Below are 17,519 nucleotides of genomic sequence, written 5' to 3' on the forward strand. Positions count from 1 at the left end.
TTTATAACACGCTTTTTTAAATTGCGTGTTACATCTCTGTGTTCCTCACAAAATATACACATGAAATCTAATTTTTTATTACTTACTTGTTTAAGTGTTATCCTGTTCCCATTGACAGCAAAAGCGGAGCAAACAACAAAGGTTAACGAGCTAGCTACTTCATTCAGTACAAATACAATACCATTACCAGGACTTCGATTCATTCCCCCGAAGGAGCGAAATGACTCTGTTCCTATCTCAGTTCCAGAAGTAAATATAAATAGTTCTAAATTTGCTGGTGTTATTAGTTTAAGACAAGAGATGTCATTGTTAGAAACTCAAATCAAAACATTGATGAATCGCTACAAGTCGCTGACACCAGGACTATTTTTCTTAGATTTACAAACAGGTGATTACTTAAATATTAATGGAGAAAGAATATTTCCTGCTGCCAGTACAATAAAATATCCAGTTTTGATTGCATTATTTGAAGAAGTTGATGCGGGTAGAATTCGGCTGGATGAAACAATGGTGATGCAACGCAGACACTTAGCGGGTGGTTCGGGGAATATGCGCTTTCGTCGGAGTGGAACTAAATTTAGTTTGTTAGAGACGGCAACTCGAATGATGACTATAAGCGATAATACTGCAACTAATATGGTCATCGAACGTTTAGGAGGTATTGCAAAATTAAATCAACGTTTTCGCAAGTGGGGACTTGAGCAGACTGCAATGCGAAATATGTTAGGAGACTTTGGGGGAACGAATAGAACAAGTGCGAAAGACTTGGTACGTTTATCAGCTTTAGTGACAAACAGTAATTTACTTAGTGATGCGAGTCGTACTCAAGTTTTAAATATAATGTATCGATGCCAAAATCGTAGATTATTACCTTCTGGTTTGGGGAAAGGCGCCAATATTGCTCACAAAACTGGTACTTTAAGATTTGTGCTGGGAGATGCGGGTATTATCCAAACACCTTCAGGTAGAAAATATTTGGCTGGTATTTTAGTAAGAAGACCTCATCATAGTCCGCAAGCTAGGGATTTTATTCGCCAAGTTTCTCAATTGGTGTATAACTATCTAGACCAACCAACCGTCACACGTTTGCCGTAATTATGCTGCAAATGTAGAGACCGTATTAATTCAGTCTCTACATTGATTAAATTCTATCTTCATAATCTTCGTGCTTATGCGGGGTCAACCGCTACTTCACAATAACGTTTTTCCGTCAAGTCTCTATACCCCAATAGAAGTACTACTTTAGATAGAGATACATATACACCGAGATATTCCTTTGGAGCGAAGATATACTTGCGAATTATGCGTAGTCTAGTAATTGTCAATTCACGCTATAGCCACTTCACGCATAGTTATGAGTTATGAATGTCATGACTCATAGCTGTTTTTTTTGTTTATAACAGTATTTTTAATATTTTTATTTTATTTTAGACTAAGTTTTGTAAAATTTGACTTTTTTTTAGATATTATATTTCGGACGGTAAAAAATTAGTATATCTCTCTTTAGAGCGAAGCTTTGAAATTCTTTGATAGATAGCATAATAAGTATCAAAAATCGTCAACTAGCTCCTTGATATTTATGGGCTATAAGTAAGGATAATTAATATATCTTATATTGCTTATTTAGACTTGTAGCTCATATATTTCTTCTTAAAGCGAGTTGTATATGTAGATTTGTAATGCAATAGAAATAAATATCCTCAACCAAGATTATGAAGTACGACGAGTTTATTAAGAAAGTACAAGATGCAGCTAAGTTAAATTCCCGTGAGGAAGCTATAAATGCTACTCGTGCAACATTGGAAACTATTCGCGAACGTATTGTTGGTGATGAGGCAAAAGATTTAGCTTCACAACTACCTAAAGAATTAGGTGAATTTTTACATGGACGTGAAGGTCAAAATGGGAATTATTTCAAGTGTGACGAATTTATCAAAATGGTGAGCGACAAAGAAGGTGTTTCTACGGAAGTCGCCACCAGTCACGCTCGTGCGGTATTTAGTGTTGTAGAAAGTGCAGTATCCGCAGGTGAGTTTGAAGATGTACGTTTAAATTTTTCTGATGATTACAGCGAAATATTACCTGCTGTCAAAAATGAAGTTAAAGCATAGTTGATATTGTAGAGCAACAATTGGAGATAAATAATATGTCAAGTAATGGTCATCATAAGAAGAAAGTAGCTATTCTCATTGAAGCAGATGTAGAAGATGCAGAGTTTGAGGTACCTTATAATGCTTTAAAGCAAGCAGGAATGGATGTAGTTGTCCTTGGTTCTCGGATGAGCGAGACTTATAAAGGTAAGCGTGGCAAAGTCTCTGTGAAACCAGATGCTACGACAAGTGAAGCTATTGCTGCTGAATTTGATGCCGTTGTTATACCTGGTGGTATGGCGCCTGATAAAATGCGCTGTAACCGTAATACAGTAAGATTTGTGCAGGAAGCGATGGCACAAAACAAGATAGTCGCTGCTGTTTGTCACGGGCCTCAGTTATTGATAGAAGGTGACTTGCTCAAGGGTAAGAAAGCCACTGGATATATGGCTATCCGGAAGGATATGATTAACGCAGGCGCTAATTATATTGATGAAGCATTAGTAGTTGATGGTAATTTAATTACATCACGTCAACCTGGAGATTTGGCTGTATTTAGCACAGCAATTTTGAGTCGGTTAGGTTACGGTGGCAAGGATGTAGCGTTACCAGACGAACGAAATAAAGACGCAGAATGGTGGAAATTAGCTGATGCTTGGGGTGGTTCAACCAAGGGTGAAATAGTTAAAGCACTCAATACAGCTTTAGCTGGTGAGAAATATTCCCTCGAAGCACTCGAACAATATTCGCAAAAAGAATCTGATTCTAAAATTAAATCACTCTTTGGAGAGATGATTCAAAACAAAGGGCGCCATATTCAATATTTAGAAGCGCGATTAAATCAACTTGGCGAAAAACCTTCGTTGACTGCGAATATAGCTAACCAGTATGCGAAAGTGAAAACTGCGCTAACAGGTAGTGATGATATATTCCAGCTACGTTCAGCATTAGGTGACGTGCAAACTGGTATTGGCGACCTTAGCAATTTAATGCCTTCTACTACTGACCCAATATCAACTGCTATTTTTGCAGAAATTGTCAAAGACTTAATGATGTCCGAGCAGCGTTTAGTTGAATTGTATCGTACCAAAGTTGGCGCCGATATGAAACCAGCTAACCCAACAACTGGCGCCGCTGTCACTATGTAAACCTTTTCATCTATGTAAAGACGCGATAAATCGCGTCTCCACAGAGAAATATTAATAGTATGTATGGAGTAGAAAAGTGGCATCAACATCAGAAAATATAAGTAGTAATCAAAACGAAGCAGGCGATACTGAACGCTGGGCTTCGTTAATTGGTGGCGGTACTATGGTACTAATGGGCTTGAAGCAGCGTTCACTACGGGGAGTATTGACTGCTATAGCTGGAGGTGGACTACTTTACCAAGGTGTAAAGAAAAAAAGTACTATTCAACAAGCACAAGAAGCTATAGGAATAGGACAAGTTATTAAAGTTGAAAAAACGGTAACTATCAACAAACCTGCTGATGAGTTATACCGTTTTTGGCGTAACTTGGAGAACTTGCCTAATTTTATGAAGCATCTCAAAGAAGTTAAAGTGCTTGATAACAAACGTTCACACTGGGTTGCAACGGCGCCATTAGGTACAAGTATTGAATGGGATGCTGAAATTCTCGAAGACCGTGAGAATGAGTTTATTTCTTGGGCTTCTGTAGAAGATGCAGATGTGGATAACTCTGGTTTTGTTAGGTTTACAAAAGCACCTGGAGACAGAGGTACCGAAGTGAAAGTTGTAATGGAATATACTCCACCAGGAGGCGCTTTAACAGCAGCTTTTGCAAAACTCTTCGGGGAAGAGCCAGAACAGCAAATAGGTGATGAGCTACGTCGCTTCAAGATGTTAATGGAAGCTGGCGAAATAGCCACAACCGAAGGACAACCACGCGGAAAGTAAGGTAAAATTATGAAAGCTGTTTGTTGGCACGGAGCAAATGACGTGCGGGTTGAAACTGTAGATGATCCAAAGATTATTAACCCGCGCGATGCTATTTTGAAAATTACATCCACTGCCATATGTGGTTCGGACTTACATATATATGGTGGTTATATTCCTACTGTTCAGCCTGGTGATATCATCGGTCATGAATTTATGGGAGAAGTAGTTGATGTTGGTAGTAATATCAGTAATCTTAAAGTCGGTGATAGAGTAGTAGTACCTTCGATGATTGGTTGCGGTCACTGTCACTACTGTTCGCATGATATGTGGTCGCTATGTGATAATTCTAACCATAAAGGTTGGATGGAAGAGAAACTATTTGGTAATATCACTTCAGCTATTTATGGATATTCTCATACTTTTGGTGGATATGCAGGCGCCCAAGCTGAGTATGTAAGAGTTCCATTTGCGGATGTTGGCACTCTTAAAGTTCCTAAAGATATACCAGATGAGAAATTATTATTTATCTCGGATGCTATCCCAACCGGATATATGGGCGCCGAGTTATGTAATATTCAACCTGGTGATACTGTAGCCGTATGGGGATGTGGTTCAGTCGGTCAATTTGCAATGATCAGTGCTTATATGATGGGTGCTGAGAAAGTTATTGGTATTGACCGCTTTCCAGAACGGTTAGAGTTAGCCAAGAAATATGCCAAAGCTGAAGTAATTAACTATGAAGAAATAGACGCAGGTGAAGCATTAAAGGAAATGACGGGTGGTCGTGGTCCTGATGCTTGTATTGATGCTGTAGGTTTGGAAGCACATGGTGTAGGATTTGAGGACTTTTACGACCAAACAAAGCAAAAATTGCGTTTAGAAACTGACCGTCCCCATGTTTTACGACAAATGATGTTAGCTTGTCGTAAAGGTGGCACCCTCTCCATTATGGGTGTATATGGAGGCTTCATTGATAAAATCCCTCTCGGCGCCGCTTTTAATAAAGGTTTAACCTTCCGCATGGGACAAATGCACGGTCAAAAATACATGCATAAGCTTCTCGAAATGATATTAGAAGGTAAATTTGACCCTTCACAAGTAGTCACACATCAACTTCCACTTGAACAGGCGCCGCACGGTTACGAAATATTTCAGCAAAAGAAAGATAACTGTATTAAAGTAGTCTTAAAGCCGTAAAAAACAATTTTTTTGGCGAATTTTGCGTCGATTGAGTTCAAAATTTCTACATCTATCCAATGGAGTAACTTTTCAATGAATATATTACGTAGAGCATTGACTTTATTAATAGCAGCATTTGCATTCATCACAATTCAATTTGGTAACACCAACATCCAACCAGCATTTGCTGATAACACAGTAGTATCACCCGAAGGCGTATACTACAAAGGTACGCCAGATGATAGTATTCACAAAAACCTCAAACAAAATAGCTACGATAGCGATACCAACAGAAACAAACAAAATAACGGTATCAAAGGTGAGAACTACAAGAATAATGCTGACGAGACCGAGTTCTATAGAACCAAAGTTGACGACGGCACTGTTGGACAACAAGCTAGAAATAAATCTCAAAGCAGCGATGGAACAGTAGTATCGCCTGAAGGCGTATACTATAAAGGTGTGCCAGATGATGATGTTCACAAAAGCATAAGAGAAAATAGCTACGAAAGCGCTACCAAAAACTACAATACCAGCAGCGGCAACATCATAGAAGAAATTAAAGAAAAAATCGAAGAAACCGCTGAAACAGTAACAGAAAAACTCAATTTGAACGAAGAAACACCCCGTGCGACTAAAGAGTTCTTACGCACTACTGAAAAACAAGTAGAAAAAGCAGTTGAACCTGTAACAGGAACTCGTAGCGGTTATTATCAAATACCATAACTCTTACTTTGTGACCTTTGTGTTTTTGTGGTTTATTTTTAACGAACCGCAAAGACGCAAAGAGCGAAAAGAGAAGAGAGAAATAAATAAGGAATATAATTATGAAAGCAGTATGCTGGCATGGCGCCAATAAAGTCCAAGTAGATACAGTGCCAGACCCAAAAATATTAAATCCGCGCGATGCGATAATTAAAATCACTTCAACAGCTATCTGCGGTTCAGACTTACATTTATATAATGGCTATATTCCGACAATGCAGAGTGGGGATATATTAGGTCATGAATTTATGGGAGAAGTGGTAGAAGTAGGAACATCTGTCAAAAATGTCAAAGTTGGTGACAGAGTTGTTGTTCCTTTTACTATCGCTTGTGGTAACTGTTTCTTTTGTCAAAAAGACTTGTGGTCATTATGCGATAACTCTAACCCCAATGGTTGGTTAGCAGAAAAGGTTATGGGTCATTCACCTTCGGGATTATTCGGATACTCGCACATCTTCGGAGGATACGCTGGTGGACAAGCAGAATATGCACGTGTTCCATTTGCGGATACAGGTTTACTCAAAATACCTGATGGAATGACTGATGAGCAAGTTTTATTTTTAACAGATATTTTTCCAACTGGATATATGGCAGCAGAGAACTGTCATATCAAACCAGGTGATATCGTCGCTATATGGGGATGTGGACCAGTTGGACAGTTTGCCATAAAAAGCGCGTTTATGTTAGGTGCCGAAAGAGTCATAGCTATTGACCGTATTCCTGAACGTTTACAAATGGCGAAAGACATGTGTAAAGCAGAGGTTCTTAACTACGAAGAACTAGATGTAGGTGAAGCGCTCAAAGAAATGACAGGAGGTCGTGGCCCAGATGCAGTTATTGACGCAGTAGGACTTGAGGCGCATGGTACTGATTTTATGGCATTGCACGACCAAGTTTTGCAAGCCGTCAAAATAGAACCCGACCGTCCTACAGCATTACGTCAAGTTATTGTTTCTTGTGCCAAAGGTGGTCACGTATCTATAGCAGGCGCCTACGGTGGATTTGTTGATAAACTGCCAATGGGCGCCGCAATGAACAAAGCTCTAACCTTTAAAATGGGACAAACACACGTTCATAAATATTTAAAACCTTTACTCGAACGTATTCAAAACGGTGATATTGACCCAACCTTTGTAATTACACACACTCTGCCATTAGATCAGGCCCCGCATGGTTACGACATATTCAAGCACAAAAAAGACAACTGCATCAAAATTGTCTTAAAACCTTAGCAAATGTAGAAATAATAGTCGGCGCCGCAGCACCACCATAAAAGGAGAAAATAATCATGGCTGACACAAGCGTTAAAAAAGTAGATTCTGCTTACTCACCCACAGGTCAACTCGGACAAAAATATTTAGCATCAGGAAAAACCCTTTCGATGCGACTTTGGCAAGACGAACAACCAGGTGAAGCTAAAGAACCAACAGCACGCGAGTACGAAACAGTAGGTTACGTCATTAAAGGTACAGCAGAGTTACACCTCGAAGGTCAAGTAGTAAAACTTGAACCAGGTAACTCATGGGTAGTTCCCAAAGGAGCATCCCACACCTACAAAATCTTAGAATCATTTACCGCAGTCGAAGCAACAAGTCCACCAGCACAAGTGCATGGACGTGACGAAAATTAACAACATCTTCAAATAATTCTTGTGGGGTGGGCATCCTTGCCCGCCCTTTTAAATTTGATTAACACTCTAAACGTGGATTAAGTGAGCGTCTTAACATTTCTTCCATTCGCTCCATCGCGTAATCAATTGTTTGTATTAGATACGCGATACTTGCTTCTAACTAGGCGCCTTGCTGGGCAATCGCTAAAAGTAATTATATTTTATAGTAGAGAATGATACTGCTATTGGTATAAATTACAAATATCTGTATACCTTTAGTCGTAGATTGACTATATTTAGTATAAAAGAAAACAATTGTATATTATGCCGTTAGCACGATGACCTGGCATGGAAATAGTTGGATATTGTTTGATGATGCGGCGCAGGTAATAATAATGGTAGTGAATCAACTTTTGTTAAAGCAGCATATTGAACGCATTGCAATAGTGCGCGCGCTGCCTGGTTTGGAAAATTTGATGTGCATTATTCCAGCTTTGCGAGCATTACGCGCAGCATTCCCTCATGCTCATATAACTTTAATAGGATTATTCTCTCCAGAGATTATAAAACAGCGATGGCGCCACTTAATTGACGATTTTATTGAATTTCCAGGATATCCAGGTATTCCAGAATCACCATCAGTTCACAAAATTCCAGAATTTTTAGCCAAAGTTCAGGCTCTACAGTTTGACTTAGCGTTACAAATGCACGATAACGGTACTATTATAAATAGCTTTACTTCATTACTCGGTGCCCGTATTAACGCCGGATTTTATATGAGCGGTTATTATTGTCCAGACCCCACCCACTTTATACATTATCCTGATAACCAACCGGAAATATGGCGCCATCTAAAATTAATGAAATTTTTAGGTATCCCAGTTAAAGACGACGAATTAGAATTTCCACTTTTACAAACAGATTTTATTGAGTTGAGCAAAATTGAAGTTACAAATTACCTACCACCAGATAAATATGTCTGCATTGATTTAGATAATTTTCAACGACATTTGTCAGCTGAAAACTTAGCCAAAATTGCCGAAGCAATTACAGAACGCAGTTATCAAGTAGTATTAACAGGTTCAGCAGAACAAACTAATTTAGCGGCCACAGTCGCTTCTCTTTCCTCAATTTCATCAGTCAATTTAGTGGGAAAAATCAGCATTGGAGCATTATCAGCGCTCTTAGTTAATACTTCACTTTTAATTTGCAATAATATTTTTGTATCATATTTAGCTGCTGCATTACACACTAAAAGTATCGTAATACTTGATGGTGAAGTCGAACGGTGGGCGCCACAAGACCGTCAACTTCATCGTATATTGAGTTCAGATTACAAAATTATAACCGAATGGATTGGTTTTAACAGTGAGGGTAATCTTCGTCAGATGTCTGCTAAATTAGCGGTGACTCCAGCAATGGTCATGACGCAAGTTGACGCACTACTGTCATCAAAATTCTAGCTATTTTGCTTTAACACCCAATCTAAATAAGCCAAAATATCATGGTCTTCACGCTGTTGAAGCATTTTTTGCACTCGCTCTTGTAACTGGGCATCTTTTGCTTTTGAAGACTGGTCATTGTTTTGTGAGCTATCTTTGAGCAAATTATACAATCTTTCAAGATATGGCTTAGGTATGGTTACGGTAATCTCGTTTGTGTTGAAAAAGTCTAAGTCAGCTGTGTTCATTATTTCCCTCATATTTTCACGTTTTGTTTTTTATCTTACAAAGCTTTGTTATTGAGCAATTTCTAACTTACATCTATAAATATTGCCTTGATTGTGATTACTTAATAAACCGAGAAAATGCGGACTTCCACATTACACTCTGATACAGCGGTATGCATTACCACTCTGGAAAGCGCTTTTTTGCGTCATTACAATATATACAGTAATTTATAAAAACTGTTTTTTTTATTGAGTCTTGTCATAAAAATCAAGATTTTTCCTATAAACCCGGTTTATTTATAATTTATTTCTTTTGACTGCGATGAGAAGTGTCTGTAGAAGGATGCTTACCTCAGTAGTGTGGAGTATTAATAGAATTCAGTGGAGTTGACGCTAGGCAGTAAAGGAGAGTCACTTGATATTTAATAAGGTTGTTAGTCTGTTTAAGGAGACGTTTGAAGAGTGGTCAAAGGATAAGGCTTCACGGTTAGCAGCCGCATTATCTTATTACACGATATTTTCCATCGCTCCTTTGTTAATCATTATCATTGCTGTTGTCGGCGCCGTATTTGGTGAAGAGGCAGCAAGAGGTGCTATCGAAGTACAACTTCGAGGTTTAGTAGGTCAAGAAAGTGCTGCTCTTATTCAAGGCGCCATTCAAAGCGCAAGTCAACCTCAACAAGGAACGATTGCATCAGCAATTAGTGTTCTAGTACTATTATTTGGTGCTACTGGTCTATTTACAGAATTACAAGATTCACTCAATACAATTTGGGAAGTACAGCCCAAACCTGGACGTGCAGTAAAAAACATGATTCGCCAAAGGTTTTTATCGTTTACGATGATTTTGGGAATCGGGTTTTTATTGCTAGTATCACTTGTGATGAGTACTGCTTTATCTGCTACAGTCGGTTATTTTCAAAATCTATTACCAGGTATTGATGGTATTTGGCAGTTAGTCACATTTTTTGTATCTTTTGTTGTTACGACTATATTATTCGGATTAATCTTTAAAGTTCTTCCAGATGTTAAAATTGCTTGGAGTGATGTTTTAATCGGCGCCTCGATAACATCGTTATTATTCTCAATTGGTAGATATTTACTAGGTTTTTACTTAGCAAGAGCCACATTTAACTCTACTTATGGCGCCGCTGGTTCGATAGTAGTAATCTTGTTCTGGGTTAACTACGCTGCTCAAATTTTATTTTTCGGCGCCGAATTTACACAGGTATATGCACGTAGATACGGAACACAAATAGTTCCCGATAAAAACGCAGTACCAATAACAGAAGAAGCGCGTTTACAACAGGGAATGAAACCGAATAATTCTAAGCGTACATCTCGTAAGAATAATAATTGGTTAAATCGTTTGTGGCGCCAGTTGAAACCGTCTAAGAATAAGCGCAAAAAAAATTATTAATTGGCGCCCCGTCTGACCTAAAACACAGGCGGGGTAAATAATACACAGGCTTTCCGGCCTGTGCTACTAGTTAATATTGGTTTTCCATTCGGCGCCAGCATTAATTACGGTACTTTCCGAAGCAGTAGTACCATTCATGAACCATAATTTATTGTCACCGCTTGTGGTGTCACGCCAGAAAATATCAGTCTTACCATCATCATCGAAATCACCGATAGTATATTTCAACGATGGGTCAGTTTTAGCCAAAAATGCTGAAGTAGAAACCGATGAGCCATCCATCAGCCAAGCTGTATTTTCTCCAGTTGTTTGATTACGCCAAAAAATATCGGTTTTACCATCTCCATTAAAATCACCGATATCAGCTTTCCAATCCGAATTTACTTTCTCAAGGTCACTGCTGAAAAGTAGAGTTCCATTCATTAACCACATTGATGTATCACCTGTGGCTTTATTGTGCCATAGAACATCATTTCGGCTGTCTCCGTTAAAATCTCCTATCTTATAATCCCAATTTGCATCCATTTTTTGCAAGAATGAACCAGAGAAATTGGTGCCATTCATCAGCCAAATTGCGGTTTCAGTGGTTTTTTTATTACGCCAAAACAAATCTGTGTTACCGTCACCATTGAAATCAACTATCGTTGGTTCCCAACCTAAATCCTCTGTTCGAGTCAGATAAGCTGCGGTTTTGACGTTATTATTATCCATCAACCAAGTTGCATTTTCACCAGTTGCGGTATTATGCCAAAATGCATCACTTTTACCATCACCATCAAAATCAGCAATATCTAGTTTCCAATTAGAGTCTATGGTTTGTAGTTGAGTGGAGCTAGCAACATTACCACCATCCATTATCCACAAGCTATTTTCACCTGTTTTTCTATTGCGCCAAAAAATATCACTTTTGGCATCGCGGTTAAAATCACCTAGTTTGTACTCCCAGTCTGAACTCATACTTGGCACAAACTTACCTTCAGATATATTTTTGCCATCCATTATCCAAATAGCTGTTTCACCCGTCTTATCATTACGCCACAATAAATCTTTTCTGCCATCCCCATTAAAATCGGCGTATGTAGCAGGATTACTAAAAATGGAATTAGGATTTGGATTAGACCTGGGTATATTATATTGTTGGTTCGATATTTCTCCTGAAGATGAATTAGAAGACTTACTAAAATCAAAACTAAAACCTGGGTTGTCTATCAGGTCATTCTTTGGTATAAAAGCGCTAACTGAATCTATATTCCCAAAAGGGGTATTTGCTGATAATTTAGAAGAGTCCATGATACGATTATTGAGTAATTTTCAATAATTCTTAATGTTTTTTACTCAATAATCTGTAAAATAGTAACATACTTTCTTTTTGAGAAAGTAGCGTAAATATCAAAAAAAATTATCACGCATAAATATTATAATCATTTTTTCGGGTGCGTGACGCTTGAAGTTACACACCAACATCTCAGAAGACCTAGCTAATAACAATATTTTGCCCAGCACTAGATGCTACTTCACTAAAATTGAATAGTGAACCAGTATAGCTTCCATTAGGGCCTGCATAGGTTTGTTGAGCAACATTCAAAGTTTTTTGATAAAAACTATTGTTGGCACTTGACGCAAACCCACCAATATCACCTAGTATTAAAGATAAACCACCTGCGACATTATCAAGTTCATCCAGTGATAATTCAATTGCTTCATTAGACATATTTTTAATCTCCGTTATATTTATTTGAATGCGTTTGTTGGCTTTCTTGTATATATACTATAAATTTCGCTTTCGCTTGGGTATCGGGAAAAAGTTGGGATAAATGGCGCCTCGTCTCCATCGAAAATAGTCATACTTTAGTTTGATAAGATTTAGAAAACGATGCGTTGCGATGAATAATAGTGAAATATTTTGCTTTAAAGTACATATTGCATATATTTTAGAAGATGGATAAGATTAATTTTTATTAACCGGGGGGGTAAAAAATGTACATTGTACAAATAGCCTCAGAGTGTGCGCCTGTAATAAAAGCAGGTGGCTTGGGCGATGTCGTGTACGGACTAAGTAGGGAGTTAGAGAACAAGGGGCATTGTGTCGAATTGATTCTTCCCATGTACGATTGTATGCGCTATGACCATATATGGGGATTACATGATGCGTACCGCGACCTCTGGGTACCCTGGTATGGTGGACGAATTCATTGCTCTGTATATTGCGGTTGGGTACACGGTCGAGTTTGCTTCTTTATTGAACCGCATTCAGAAGACAACTTTTTCCATCGTGGGTGTTACTACGGGTGCAATGACGACAATATGCGGTTTGCATTCTTTAGTAAAGCAGCTTTGCAGTTCTTGCAACAAAGTAATAAATGCCCAGATATTATTCATTGTCATGACTGGCAAACTGGTTTAATACCTGTCATGTTATACGAGATATATAAGTATAACGGTATGGAATTCCAGCGCGTTTGCTATACTATCCACAATTTCAAACACCAAGGTACATGTGGAAACGAGGTTTTAGAAGCAACTGGTTTGAACCGTCCTGAATATTATTATCAGTACGATAAGCTACAGGATAACTTTAATCCGTTTGCACTGAATATGATGAAGGCGGGTATTGTATACTCAAATGCTGTTACAACAGTATCACCGCATCATGCTTGGGAAGCCGAACATACTGATATTAGCTGCGGCTTAGGACACACTTTATACTTACATCGCGATAAGTTCCAAGGAGTTCTCAACGGTATTGACTTTGAATTTTGGAATCCTAAAGTTGATAAATACATTCCTTTCAATTACGCTTGTGAAGATTTTGAACAGAAGCAATATAATAAAAAGGCTTTACGCGAACGGTTAAAGTTAAGCGATAGTGATAAACCCCTAATTGCTTATATTGGGCGCCTTGATGCTCAAAAGGGTGTACACTTAGTTCACCATGCAATTTATCATGCCCTCGAACGCGGCGCCCAATTTGTTTTACTTGGTGCTGCCACTGAACCCAGTATCAACAGTTGGTTTGTTCACGAACAATCTTTTTTAGCAGAGAACCCAGATGTACATATTGAATTAGGATTCAACGAGGAATTATCGCACCTAATATATGCAGGCGCCGATATGATAGTTGTGCCTAGTAACTATGAGCCATGTGGACTCACGCAAATCATTGGTCTAAAATATGGCACAGTGCCAATAGTGCGAGGTGTTGGTGGGTTAGTAAACACAGTATTTGACTGGGACTATGACCAAATGCACTCCAAAGAAACACGTAACGGGTTTGTATTCTTTGACCTAGATAATTACGCTTTAGAATCAGCAATGGGACGAGCGATAGATTTATATAACATCAATCCCGACCTATTCTGTCAGTTAGCTATTCAAGGAATGGAATACGATTATTCATGGAATCATCCCGGTGATAAGTATATAGAAATATACGATAGTATTCGCCACCAATGGGAATAAATTTCGCATTTTGTAGAGACGCGATATATCACGTCTCTACGATATATCGCGTCTCTATGTTTACTGTTGACATAAATCTCTAGATGCAGTATTAGTAGTTTGGATACTTGGTGTAGAGGCTACTAACATAACTTCTCCAAGTTTATTTTTAACCCAGCTAGTTGCTTCGATAATTTTAGTTGTCGTTTTCGGTTTTAGGTTTTGATAATTAATTACTTTTTCAGGTTTGGTTTTAGGAAAATTTTGCGCCACCCAATCAACAGTTTCAGTTAAGTTAGTGCGAATTGTATCAGATGGGTTAGCTGGTAAACCGGAACGTCCAGTTATTGTAAAATAATTACCCTGAAATGCTGGACAAACTTGAGCTATTAAATTGGAGCGGTCGGAAAAATTATTTGGGAGTTCTACTAATCCAGAAGTAGGATTAACATCAGGTGTGTTAATTTGTACATTGCCGTTAATTCCTCGTTGAGAACTAGCGGTAATAGAGCTATTAGGAGAAAGAAGTAAACCAGAAGCTGATATTTGAATGTTTCCACCGCGTCCTTGGAATGCATTAGCATTAATATTGCTGCTTTCTAAAGCTGTTAATACGTTGGCATTGATTCTAATATTTCCTCCGTCTCCACCACCACTAGATAAAGTACCTGCTCGTGTTGAAATTGTACTTTGATTACGGAATATAGATGTTTCTGCAATTTGTAAATTAATGTTGCCACCTTGACCAAAAAGACTGGAAGATGCAATATCGGCAGCATTAATAAATAAATCAGAAACTGTAATTTGAATGTCACCTGTGGAACCTTGTCCAAAGGCACTAGTATTAACTATGGCGCCATCGGTAATTGTAAAACGGCGTGTGGTAACGTTAATGTTACCGCCTTTTCCGGTAGATTTTTCATCGGTGTTAGCGTACAAACCACTACCAGCACCTTCGTTGCGTACTATTGGTCTACCTATACGTGCTAATCTTTGAGAAAAATTTGGGTCGTTGCCAGAAAAATTAATACTTTCAGTTGCGTTTACAGTAATGTTACCTGCATTTCCACTACTGCGACTAGTACTAAGTATTTCTCCGCCTCCTTGTGCTTCTAAAAGATTAGCTTTAATATTGATATTGCCACCGTCACCTTTACCGCGTGTAGTAGTACCAATAACAGCTCCATTATTAACATTTAAGGTATTTGCTGTAATATTTATCTCTTTGCCATCACCGCTAGATTTTTCTTCTACAGTACTAAATGCATTACTCGAACGACCATTGGCGCCAACTCCATCAAAAATTACATTATATGAGGCATTAATGGTTATACTACCAGCATCCCCTTGTCCAAAAGTCGCAACAAATAATGAAGCACTATCGGTTACAGACAAAGAATTGGTGTTAATAACAATTTCTCCAGCGTTCCCCTTAGCGTTTTCAAAAACAGCACTACCTATACCACTAGATTCACCATTACTTGCCAAGCCATCTAAAAATACTTTTTCAGCATTAATTTCAATGCTACCTGCGTTTCCTTCTCCAAAAGTATGAGCGACTACATTGGCGCCATCTGATAAAGTTACTATTGGAGCATTTAAAACTATTTGACCACCATTTCCCACAGCTTCGGGGAAAACCTGACTACCAATACCCGAAGTAAATCCGTTACTACCTAAACCACTAATATTGATGTTGTTGCTAGCATTGACTTCAATATTACCAGCATTCCCCTCTCCAAGAGTATGAGCAACAATTGTGGCACCTTTCGTTAAAGATAAATTTGCAGTATTCACAGTAATTTGACCCCCATTGCCTTTGGCGCCGAATAGACTTGCACCTATGACTATAGAGGAACCATTGGTTGCGACTCCCGATAGCGAAATAGTATCTGTAGCGTTAATAGTTATGTTTCCCGCATTACCTTCACCCAAATTATTTGCAGTAATTTCGGCACCATTATCAAGAAAAAGCGATTGTGCCGTCAAGTTAATATTACCAGCATCTCCAATACCATCAACTCTATTCGTAATCACCCCTGCATCAACCGTGATGTTTCCTTGCGAGTTAAGAGCAATATCTCCTGGTTGATTATCTAATTGCAATCCAGAATTAATACCAGCTTGAATACGACTAGATAAAATATCAATATTATTGCCTGTAATTGTAATATTACCTCTACCATTAAAATTACTAGCAACAGTAGCATTATTAATTACACGAATATCTAGGAAACCACTTACTTTTTCATAATCTAGTTTCCAACCAAAATTTGTAGGTATAAGATTAACGGTATTATTTGCACTAATGGCGCCTAATTCTATATTACCTCCAGGCGCCGTTAAATTGCCACCATCAATTGCAACTTGTCCACCAACTAAAGCTAAAGTTGCTCCTGATGGTACAGACAAACCGATAATCTCACCGTTTTGGTTAGTGGCACGAGAAAAGTTAGTAATATGTCCCGGATTGGCGCCAAACTGTAAACCAATGGGAGTACTTACTGTTAATAAAGGTGTTGATTCGGAATTAGTAGCTTTAAACTCAAAACCATCATTAAATTTCATACTATTGGCAGATGTGCCAATAAACGAACCACCAATATCTAACTTTGCATTTTGCCCAAATATAAATCCATTAGGATTTAATAAGAATAAATTAGCACTACCATTCGCGCGAATCAATCCATCTATATTAGAAATAGATGTACCCGTTACTCGACTGATAATATTTTGAATATTTAAGGAATTATTAAAATAAGCTGTATTTCCAGAGAATATAGAAAATTCATCAAAACTATGAAATAAATTTGTACCTTTAATAGTACCTTCTTCAATCAGGCTAGTATTTCCCTGTTGTATTACTTTAGAATTCGCTGGTAGCGTACCATCTGGAATAATTTCTGCTGTTGCTGGCTTGGCAAGTAACAAAAAGAACATCAGTAAAGATGATTTTATCAATGATGCACGCATTTTTGGCCAAGAGTTTTTGATAAGTGTCTGTTGCCAATTTAGCACTAACACATAAAGTAATATCAAGTACCAGTTAAATAGCTGTCATATCATATAAATAGTACATATAGAGTTCATAATATTTTACTACCATAACGTGCGGTGGTAACTTACCGCATCTACCGTTAAACTGAGGATAATTACCTCATGCCAAACTGGAGGTGCTGCAATATGGTACTTGAAATTTATCGTCCTGATGGATTAAAGTTTGTGACACCCGTAGAGTTAGACCAGCAGCGTCAGCAAGCAGAACAACGCGCTTTGCTTGAACAACAACAACGACAACTCGAACAACAGCGGCGCCAGCAAGCGGAGCAACTTGCTGAAACAGAAAGACTTAATAAGGAAGCAGCGCAAAGCGAACTTGCTCAGGAACGTCAGCGTTATCAAGAATTATTAAAGCAGCTACAAGATAGAGGTATTGATTTGTAAATTTAC

The 17,519-nt window shown here is 38.2% G+C and carries 16 protein-coding genes; 12 read left to right on the forward strand and 4 right to left on the reverse strand.

All coding sequences use genetic code 11. The features are described from left to right. The first annotated feature begins 60 nt into the window (after window positions 1-60). The 9 genes from DSM106972_RS20875 to DSM106972_RS20915 all read left to right on the forward strand — a co-directional run bounded on the left by DSM106972_RS20875 (window position 61) and on the right by DSM106972_RS20915 (window position 9,005). On the forward strand, window positions 61-1,095 hold the full coding sequence (locus tag DSM106972_RS20875; protein ID WP_127082511.1) for a serine hydrolase: 1,035 nt from the start codon (window positions 61-63) through the stop codon (window positions 1,093-1,095). A gap of 617 nt (window positions 1,096-1,712) precedes the next feature. Beyond that, on the forward strand, window positions 1,713-2,111 hold the full coding sequence (locus tag DSM106972_RS20880; RefSeq protein WP_127082512.1) for a DUF2267 domain-containing protein: 399 nt from the start codon (window positions 1,713-1,715) through the stop codon (window positions 2,109-2,111). A 35-nt stretch (window positions 2,112-2,146) separates the two neighbouring features. Then, window positions 2,147-3,238, forward strand: a complete 1,092-nt coding sequence (locus tag DSM106972_RS20885) for a DJ-1/PfpI/YhbO family deglycase/protease (RefSeq protein WP_127082513.1) — start codon at window positions 2,147-2,149, stop codon at window positions 3,236-3,238. A 76-nt stretch (window positions 3,239-3,314) separates the two neighbouring features. Continuing rightward, entirely contained in the window at window positions 3,315-4,007 is a 693-nt protein-coding gene (locus tag DSM106972_RS20890) for an SRPBCC family protein (protein WP_127082514.1), read from the forward strand. A 9-nt stretch (window positions 4,008-4,016) separates the two neighbouring features. Then, entirely contained in the window at window positions 4,017-5,186 is a 1,170-nt protein-coding gene (locus DSM106972_RS20895; protein WP_127082515.1) for a zinc-dependent alcohol dehydrogenase, read from the forward strand. A gap of 75 nt (window positions 5,187-5,261) precedes the next feature. Next, the gene (locus DSM106972_RS20900) at window positions 5,262-5,894 is read left to right on the forward strand and encodes a hypothetical protein (protein ID WP_127082516.1); all 633 of its coding nucleotides are present in this window, start codon (window positions 5,262-5,264) and stop codon (window positions 5,892-5,894) included. A gap of 101 nt (window positions 5,895-5,995) precedes the next feature. Next, window positions 5,996-7,165 carry a zinc-dependent alcohol dehydrogenase gene (locus DSM106972_RS20905; protein ID WP_127082517.1) on the forward strand — a complete coding sequence of 390 codons (1,170 nt, stop codon included), beginning with the start codon at window positions 5,996-5,998 and terminating at the stop codon, window positions 7,163-7,165. A gap of 56 nt (window positions 7,166-7,221) precedes the next feature. Then, the gene (locus tag DSM106972_RS20910; protein WP_127082518.1) at window positions 7,222-7,563 is read left to right on the forward strand and encodes a cupin domain-containing protein; all 342 of its coding nucleotides are present in this window, start codon (window positions 7,222-7,224) and stop codon (window positions 7,561-7,563) included. A 374-nt stretch (window positions 7,564-7,937) separates the two neighbouring features. Continuing rightward, window positions 7,938-9,005, forward strand: a complete 1,068-nt coding sequence (locus DSM106972_RS20915) for a glycosyltransferase family 9 protein (RefSeq protein ID WP_186538719.1) — start codon at window positions 7,938-7,940, stop codon at window positions 9,003-9,005. Here DSM106972_RS20915 and DSM106972_RS20920 read toward each other — a convergent pair. Next, the gene (locus DSM106972_RS20920) at window positions 9,002-9,232 is read right to left on the reverse strand and encodes a hypothetical protein (protein ID WP_127082519.1); all 231 of its coding nucleotides are present in this window, start codon (window positions 9,230-9,232) and stop codon (window positions 9,002-9,004) included. The genes DSM106972_RS20915 and DSM106972_RS20920 overlap by 4 nt on opposite strands. 394 nt (window positions 9,233-9,626) lie before the next feature. On the opposite strand from DSM106972_RS20920, the gene DSM106972_RS20925 reads away from it, so the two are divergent. Continuing rightward, the gene (locus DSM106972_RS20925) at window positions 9,627-10,631 is read left to right on the forward strand and encodes a YihY/virulence factor BrkB family protein (protein WP_127082520.1); all 1,005 of its coding nucleotides are present in this window, start codon (window positions 9,627-9,629) and stop codon (window positions 10,629-10,631) included. Window positions 10,632-10,697: 66 nt separating this feature from the next. Here the strand turns inward: DSM106972_RS20925 and DSM106972_RS20930 are convergent, their stop codons facing one another. Together DSM106972_RS20930 and DSM106972_RS20935 are read right to left on the reverse strand one after the other, a co-directional pair. After that, window positions 10,698-11,921, reverse strand: coding sequence for an FG-GAP repeat domain-containing protein (locus tag DSM106972_RS20930; RefSeq protein WP_127082521.1), 1,224 nt, complete (start codon window positions 11,919-11,921; stop codon window positions 10,698-10,700). A 184-nt stretch (window positions 11,922-12,105) separates the two neighbouring features. Next, on the reverse strand, window positions 12,106-12,342 hold the full coding sequence (locus DSM106972_RS20935) for a CTB family bacteriocin (RefSeq protein ID WP_073617914.1): 237 nt from the start codon (window positions 12,340-12,342) through the stop codon (window positions 12,106-12,108). Window positions 12,343-12,608: 266 nt separating this feature from the next. Here DSM106972_RS20935 and glgA point away from each other — a divergent pair, with 266 nt between their 5' ends. Further along, on the forward strand, window positions 12,609-14,090 hold the full coding sequence (gene glgA, locus DSM106972_RS20940; RefSeq protein ID WP_127082522.1) for a glycogen synthase GlgA: 1,482 nt from the start codon (window positions 12,609-12,611) through the stop codon (window positions 14,088-14,090). A gap of 60 nt (window positions 14,091-14,150) precedes the next feature. On the opposite strand, the gene DSM106972_RS20945 is transcribed toward glgA, so the two are convergent. Beyond that, window positions 14,151-17,042 (reverse strand): two-partner secretion domain-containing protein, encoded by a 2,892-nt coding sequence (locus tag DSM106972_RS20945; RefSeq protein ID WP_127082523.1) that lies wholly within the window; start codon window positions 17,040-17,042, stop codon window positions 14,151-14,153. A 210-nt stretch (window positions 17,043-17,252) separates the two neighbouring features. On the opposite strand from DSM106972_RS20945, the gene DSM106972_RS20950 reads away from it, so the two are divergent. Further along, window positions 17,253-17,513, forward strand: a complete 261-nt coding sequence (locus DSM106972_RS20950) for a hypothetical protein (protein WP_127082524.1) — start codon at window positions 17,253-17,255, stop codon at window positions 17,511-17,513. Window positions 17,514-17,519 lie beyond the last annotated feature (6 nt).

Source organism: Dulcicalothrix desertica PCC 7102, assembly GCF_003991905.1.
GTDB classification, from domain to species: Bacteria; Cyanobacteriota; Cyanobacteriia; order Cyanobacteriales; family Nostocaceae; genus Dulcicalothrix; species Dulcicalothrix desertica.

Coding starts and splice junctions, on each gene's coding strand:
- DSM106972_RS20920 (WP_127082519.1), bottom strand. CDS start 9,232: ATGAACACAGCTGACTTAGACTTTTTCAACACAAACGAGATTACCGTA.
- DSM106972_RS20905 (WP_127082517.1), top strand. CDS start 5,996: ATGAAAGCAGTATGCTGGCATGGCGCCAATAAAGTCCAAGTAGATACA.
- DSM106972_RS20900 (WP_127082516.1), top strand. CDS start 5,262: ATGAATATATTACGTAGAGCATTGACTTTATTAATAGCAGCATTTGCA.
- DSM106972_RS20945 (WP_127082523.1), bottom strand. CDS start 17,042: ATGCGTGCATCATTGATAAAATCATCTTTACTGATGTTCTTTTTGTTA.
- DSM106972_RS20935 (WP_073617914.1), bottom strand. CDS start 12,342: ATGTCTAATGAAGCAATTGAATTATCACTGGATGAACTTGATAATGTC.
- DSM106972_RS20910 (WP_127082518.1), top strand. CDS start 7,222: ATGGCTGACACAAGCGTTAAAAAAGTAGATTCTGCTTACTCACCCACA.
- DSM106972_RS20930 (WP_127082521.1), bottom strand. CDS start 11,921: ATGGACTCTTCTAAATTATCAGCAAATACCCCTTTTGGGAATATAGAT.
- glgA (WP_127082522.1), top strand. CDS start 12,609: ATGTACATTGTACAAATAGCCTCAGAGTGTGCGCCTGTAATAAAAGCA.
- DSM106972_RS20915 (WP_186538719.1), top strand. CDS start 7,938: ATGGTAGTGAATCAACTTTTGTTAAAGCAGCATATTGAACGCATTGCA.
- DSM106972_RS20885 (WP_127082513.1), top strand. CDS start 2,147: ATGTCAAGTAATGGTCATCATAAGAAGAAAGTAGCTATTCTCATTGAA.
- DSM106972_RS20950 (WP_127082524.1), top strand. CDS start 17,253: ATGGTACTTGAAATTTATCGTCCTGATGGATTAAAGTTTGTGACACCC.
- DSM106972_RS20880 (WP_127082512.1), top strand. CDS start 1,713: ATGAAGTACGACGAGTTTATTAAGAAAGTACAAGATGCAGCTAAGTTA.
- DSM106972_RS20875 (WP_127082511.1), top strand. CDS start 61: ATGAAATCTAATTTTTTATTACTTACTTGTTTAAGTGTTATCCTGTTC.
- DSM106972_RS20895 (WP_127082515.1), top strand. CDS start 4,017: ATGAAAGCTGTTTGTTGGCACGGAGCAAATGACGTGCGGGTTGAAACT.